General features: G+C 75.9%; 4 protein-coding genes. 1 reads left to right on the top strand and 3 read right to left on the bottom strand.

The features are described from left to right. On the top strand, positions 1-2,177 hold a 2,177-nt coding region (locus tag K6I34_RS29550; protein WP_229330540.1), incomplete at its 5' end, for a lycopene cyclase. Positions 2,178-2,235: 58 nt separating this feature from the next. Here K6I34_RS29550 and K6I34_RS29545 read toward each other — a convergent pair. The 3 genes from K6I34_RS29545 to K6I34_RS29535 are packed head-to-tail and all read right to left on the bottom strand — an operon-like array spanning position 2,236 to position 5,965. Further along, positions 2,236-4,398: a xanthine dehydrogenase family protein molybdopterin-binding subunit gene (locus K6I34_RS29545; protein ID WP_374231053.1), complete on the bottom strand. Its 2,163-nt coding sequence runs from the start codon at positions 4,396-4,398 to the stop codon at positions 2,236-2,238. After that, the gene (locus K6I34_RS29540) at positions 4,395-5,387 is read right to left on the bottom strand and encodes a xanthine dehydrogenase family protein subunit M (protein ID WP_229330538.1); all 993 of its coding nucleotides are present in this window, start codon (positions 5,385-5,387) and stop codon (positions 4,395-4,397) included. Before K6I34_RS29540 ends, K6I34_RS29545 begins: the two co-directional genes overlap by 4 nt. After that, a complete protein-coding gene (locus K6I34_RS29535; protein ID WP_308294072.1) occupies positions 5,384-5,965 on the bottom strand; it encodes a 2Fe-2S iron-sulfur cluster-binding protein in 582 nt (193 codons plus the stop codon). Before K6I34_RS29535 ends, K6I34_RS29540 begins: the two co-directional genes overlap by 4 nt. Positions 5,966-6,091: the final 126 nt, after the last annotated feature.

Below are 6,091 nucleotides of genomic sequence, written 5' to 3'. Positions count from 1 at the left end.
CCTCGGAACGCTTCGTTCCGGATCCCTGGGCGCCCGGCGCGCTCGACGGTCCGCTCGCGTCCGGCGACGACGTGCTGCTCGTCGGCACCGGCCTCACGGCCGTCGACGTGGCCCTGACCCTCGGCCGCCAGGACCGCACCGTCCACGCCGTGTCCCGCGGCGGCGCCTTCCCGGCCGCCCACGCCGTCACCCCGCTGCCTCCGGTGGCCCCGCCCGAGGCGCTCGACGGACTGCCGCTGAGCAGGCTCCGCAGAGACGTCTACCGGCACGTGCGCCGCACGCTCCGATGTCACGGCGACTGGCGACCCGCGCTCGACGGACTGCGGCCGATGACCGCGCGGCTATGGAGCGCCCTCCCGGACGGCGAGAAGGCCGAATTCCTCGCCCGTGACCGCTCGTTGTGGAACTCCCACCGGCACCGCATGGCCCCGGCGACCGCGGAATCCGTCGCCCGGCTCCTGGAGGCGCACCGGCTGCGCGTGTCCACCGGCCAGGTGGCCGCCGTACGGAACGTGGAGACAGACGACGGGGCGCCCCTGTCCGTGACCCTGGACAACGGCCGCACCCTGAACGTCGGCTGGGTGGTGGACTGCACCGGACCCGCGACCCGCGTCGCCGAGTCCGCCGATCCGCTGGACCGCGGCCTGCTCACCTCCGGCCTGGCCGTGCCCGGCCCGCTCGGCATCGGATACGCGACGGACGCCGACGGACGGCTCGTCGGTTCCGACCCGGCCGCGCGCCGCCCCCTGTGGACGCTCGGCGCCCCCCGGCGCGGCGAGCTCTGGGAGAGCACCGCCGTCCCCGAGATCCGGGGGCAGGCCGCCCGCATCGCGCAGGTGCTCCTCGACACGGTCGCCCCGCTGCCCGCGACCCCGCCGCGCCGCAGGCCCCTGGACAACCTGGGCGAACCGCTCAGCACCGACCCGTCGACGGCGGCCGCCTACCGGCTCGGCCTGCAGCGTCTGATGACGGTGCGCTCCGGCGCCGACCGCGCCTTCCGCCAGGCCGCCGAGCTGGACCCGGGCTTCGCCCTGGCCCACGCGGCCCTCGCGATGCTGGGCCACGAGGGCGGCGCCGAGATCGACGTACCCCGCGCCCTGGCCGACGCCCAGCGAGCCGTACGGGAACGCGGCGACGCGCGCGAACGCGCCCTGGTCGACGTCGTCACCCGCAGGATCCAGGGACGGCCCGGCGACGGCGACGCCGTCCTGCTGCACCACATCGACGAGCACCCCCGCGACGCCCTGGCCCTGAGCATGGCCGTGCCCACCATCGCCTTCTCCGGCGTCACGGACCTCCAGGAAGAGGCCTACGAGCTGGTCGAGCGCACGGCACCGGCCCACGAGGGCCACTGGTTCCACACGTCCCTCCTCGCGTTCATCCGGCAGGAGCTGGGCGCCTTCGACGAGGCGGGCGCGCTCGCCCGCGCGGCCCTGGGCTCCGAGGAGGCCTCCGGGCACGCCGTGCACGCGCTGGCACACGTCCATTACGAGTGCGGGGACCACCGCGACGGCCTGCGCTGGCTCGACGCCTGGATCGGCCGCCACGGGCAAGGGGCCACGCACGGCGCGCACTTCGCCTGGCACGCCGCGCTGCACGAACTCGCGCTGGACGACGCGACCGCCGTCCGCCGCCGCTGGTCCGGCCAGCTCGCCCCGCCCCAGGTGCGCGGCATCCGCGCGCTCGTCGACTCCGCGTCCATGCTGTGGCGCGCCCAGCTGACCGGCCAGTGGACCGGGACCGTGCCCATCGACGAGGTGCTGGACGAGGTCGCGCACGAGACCCTGGAGCGGCCCGTGACGGCGTTCACCGCCCTCCACAGCGTGATGGCCCTCGGCGCGGCCCGCGAGGTCTGCGCCCTGCGCCGCCTCGGGCGGTACGCCGCGCGGCACGGCGACCCCGTCCTGCGGGAGGTCATCCGCCCGCTGTGCGACGCGATGATCGCGGTGACGGAGGAGCGCTGGGACGACGCGGCGACCGTGCTCCGGGCGATCCTGCCGGCCCTCCCCCGCGTGGGCGGCAGCGCCGCACAGCGCGAGGTCGTCGAGGAGACGCTGCTGTACGCCCTGGTGTCCGCCGGGCGGTGCGCGGAGGCCGACCGCCTGCTCCAGGACCGGCTGGACCGGCGCTCCTCGCCCCTGGACCACCGGCGCCAGCTCGGGCTGGCGGCCGTCTGACCGTCGGCCGGTCCCGCAAGCCGTCGGCGAAACCCTGCCGGGATCGCCGACGGCCCGGTCAGAGCTTCGGTGCCGTCAGGACGCGGTCGGGCCGGATCGGCAGGTCCCGGTGGCGTACGCCCGTCGCGTGCCAGACGGCGTTGACGATCGCCGCCGCGGAACCCACCCCGCCGATCTCGCCGATGCCCTTGATGCCGACGGGGTCGTCGGGGTCCGGGTCGTCGATCCAGTCCGCCTCGACGGCGGGCACGTCCGCGTGTGCCGCGATGTGGTAGCCCGCGAGGTCGGTGTTGACCAGGCCGCCCGTGGCGGTGTCCCGGACGGCCTCCTCGTGCAGGGCCATGGACAGGCCCCAGATCATGCCGCCGGTCAGCTGGCTGCGGGCGGTCAGCGGATTGACGATCCGGCCCGCGGCGAAGACGCCGAGCATGCGCCGTACGCGGATCTCGCCGCTGCCCGGGTCGACGGCGACCTCGGCGAACTGCGCCCCGTACGCGTGCCGTTCGTACGCGGCGAGCGCGTTCACCTCCTGCCGCGTGTCGGAGCGCACCGTGAGGCCGTCGGGCGGGACGGCGGCACCGAGGGCGAGGCGCTCGCGCAGTTCGCGCGCCGCCAGCGTGATCGCCCAGCCCCAGGAGCGGGTGCCCATGGAGCCGCCCGCCAGCCACGCGTCGCCGAAGTCGCTGTCGGCGATGAGCACGCGCACCCGGTCCGGCGTCACCTCCAGCGCGTCCGCGGCCAGTTGGGTCAGGGCCGTGCGCGCGCCCGTCCCGATGTCGGCCGCGGCGATGCGCGCGGTGAAGGTGCCGTCCGCGTGTGCCGTCACGGCGGCGGTCGCCGGGAAGGCGCCCGTGAAGAAGGTGGCCGCCGCCGTGCCGGTGCCGACGAGCCAGCGGCCGTCGCGGCGCACGCCGGGCCGCGGGTCGCGCCCGTCCCACCCGAACCGGCGGGCCCCTTCGGCGAAGCAGTCCAGCAGGCGCCGCCCGGCGAAGGGGAGCCCGGAGACGGGGCCGACGGCGGGCTCGTTGCGGGCGCGCAGGGCGATCGGGTCCAGGCCGCAGCGCTCGGCCAGTTCGTCGAGCGCGCACTCCAGGGCGAACGACCCGGGGGCCTCGCCCGGCGCGCGCATGTAGGTCGGGGTGGGGATGTCGAGCCGGACCACGCTGTGGTCCGTGCGGTGGCCGTCCGCGTCGTACATGGAACGCCCGTACAGTGCGCTCGGCTCGACGAACTCGCGGACCGTGGAGGTGGCGCTGAGCGCCGTGTGCTCCAGGGCGCGCAGCCTGCCGTCGGGGCCGGCGCCGAGCCGGACGCGCTGGTGGGTGGGGCTGCGGTGGCCGATGAGCGTGAACATCTGGGGCCGGGTGAGCGCGACGCGGACGGGCCGCCCGAGCAGGGTCGTCGCCATGACGGCGAGGATGAGGTGCGGGCGGACCTGGGCCTTGCAGCCGAAGCCGCCGCCGACGTGCTCGGAGCGCAGGTGCACCGAGGCGGGGTCGAGGCCGAAGAGCCGGGCGAGGTCCTGTGCCGTGGCGTAGGCGCCCTGGGTGGCGTCGACGACTTCGAGGCGCCCGTCGTCCCAGCGCGCCATGGCCGCGTGCGGCTCCATGGGGCTGTGGTGCTCCTCCGCGGTGCTGTACCGGGCGTCCACCACGACCTCGGAGGCGGCGAGTTCGGCCTCCACGTCCCCCTTCTCCGTACGGGCCGGGCCCACGTTCATCGGCCCCGGCGTGTAGGCACCGGGGTGCCCGGGGCGGAAGTCCACGTCGTGCGGTTCCGTGGCGTACGTGACGGCGAGCGTCTCCGCGGCCTCCCTGGCCTGTTCGGGGGTCTCGGCCACGACGCAGGCGACGGGCCAGCCCATGTAGGGCACGCGGTCGTGCTGGAGGACCTGCGTGGTGGCGTCGGGCCCGAAGGTGCCGACGAAGTCCTCCGCCAGGCGCGGCGCGTTGCCGTGGTGCAGGACCGTGAGCACGCCGGGCATCTTCAGGGCGGCCGCGTCGTCCAGGGAGCGGACGCGGCCGCGGGCCACCGTGGCCGGGACGATCCAGCCGTGGGCGAGGTCGGCGGCGGGGTGGTCGGCCGCGTAGCGGGCCGCGCCGGTGACCTTGTCACGACCCTCCAGGCGGATGTGCGGCGTGCCGACGGCCCGGGTGGCGGGCCCGGTGGTGGTTGCCATAGTCGTCGCCGTGGTGGTTGCCATGCTCGCTGCCGTGGTCATCGGGCGGCCTCCTCGGCGAGTCCGGTCAGGACGCCGACGACCAGGTCGCGCAGCAGCGGCAGCTTGTAGCCGTTGTGCGGCAGGGGCCGCGCGGCGGCCAGTTCGGCGTCGGCGGCGGCCGCGAACGCCGTGGCCCCGGCCGGTCCCCCGGTCAGCGCCTGCTCGGCCCGCCGGGCGCGCCACGGGCGGGAGGCGACCGCGCCGAAGGCGAGGCGTACCTCGCGGACGACGCCGTCCCGGACGTCGAGGGCGGCCGCGAGCGAGCCGATCGCGAAGGCGTACGAGGCGCGCTCGCGCACCTTGCGGTAGCGGGACGTGGCGGCGACCGGGGCCGGCGGCAGGACGACACCGGTGATCAGCGCGCCGGGCGGCAGAGCGGTCTCCCGCTGCGGGGTACTGCCCACCGGCAGGTAGAACGCGGCGAGCGGCAGTTCGCCGGGCCCGTGCGGGGTCTCGTACGTGACGACCGCGTCGAAGGCCGCGAGGGCCACCGCCATGTCGGAGGGGTGCACGGCCACGCAGTGCGGGGAAGCGCCGAGGACCGCGTGGTTGCGGTGCTCGCCCGTGAGCGCGGCACAGCCACTGCCCGGTACGCGCTTGTTGCACGGGGCGGCCGCACTGGTGAAGTAGCCGCAACGGGTGCGCTGCAAAAGGTTCCCGCCGACCGTGGCCATGTTGCGCAGCTGTCCCGAGGCACCGGCGAGGACGGCCTGGGCCAATGCCGGGAAGTGGAGGCGCACTTGGGGGTGTGCGGCCAGGTCGCTGTTGGTGACCGTCGCGCCGATGCGCAGGCCGCCCTCCGCGGTGGGCTCGATCCGGTCGAGGGGGAGGTCGCGCAGGTCGACGAGGAGCGCGGGCCGCTCGGCGCCGGTCTTCATCAGGTCCACGAGGTTGGTGCCGCCGCCGAGCGGGCGGGCCTCGGGTTCGGCTTCCAGCAGGGCGAGCGCGTCGGCGACGTCGGCGGCACGCCGGTAGCGGAAATCCCTCACACCGTCACCGCCCCGGATTCCCCCGCCCGTTCACCCGCCACTCGTTCGCCCGCCGCCCGTGCGACGGCGCGGACGATGGCCGTGTACGCGCCGCAGCGGCACAGGTTGCCGCTCATCCGCTCCCGGATCTCGTCGTCGGTGAGGGCGGGCGGACCCGCCGCGGGGCGGACGTCGGTGGTGACGGCGCTAGGCCAGCCCGCGGCGTGCTCGTCGAGGACCCCGAGGGCGGAGCAGATCTGGCCCGGGGTGCAGTATCCGCACTGGTAGCCGTCGAGTTCGAGGAACGCCTGCTGGACGGGGTGCAGTCGGTCGCCGTCGGCGACGCCCTCGATCGTGGTGATCGCGCGGCCCTCGGCCGCGACCGCGAGCTGGAGGCAGGCCACGGCGCGGCGGCCGTCGAGCAGCACGGTGCAGGCGCCGCACTGCCCCTGGTCGCAGCCCTTCTTGGTGCCGGTCAGGCCGAGGCGCTCGCGCAACGCGTCGAGCAGCGTGGTGCGGTGGTCGACGGTGAGGGTGTGCGGTTCTCCGTTGACGTGCAGGGTGATGACGCCGGACGTCGCTGCGGTCGCTGCGGTCACTATGGCTCTTTTCGGCACGGCGGGTCCGCGCTGCGGCGGCGCCGGGCCGGGCACGGCGGGCCGCATGGGCGGCTGGCAGGTGGTGCTGGCTTGCGGGGCGGTTGCCGTGGAGCGGGGCCGGGGTGG

It is taken from the genome of Streptomyces sp. UNOC14_S4 (assembly GCF_020740835.1).
Taxonomy (GTDB): Bacteria; Actinomycetota; Actinomycetes; order Streptomycetales; family Streptomycetaceae; genus Streptomyces.
This window is presented reverse-complemented; position numbering and strand designations above follow the sequence as displayed.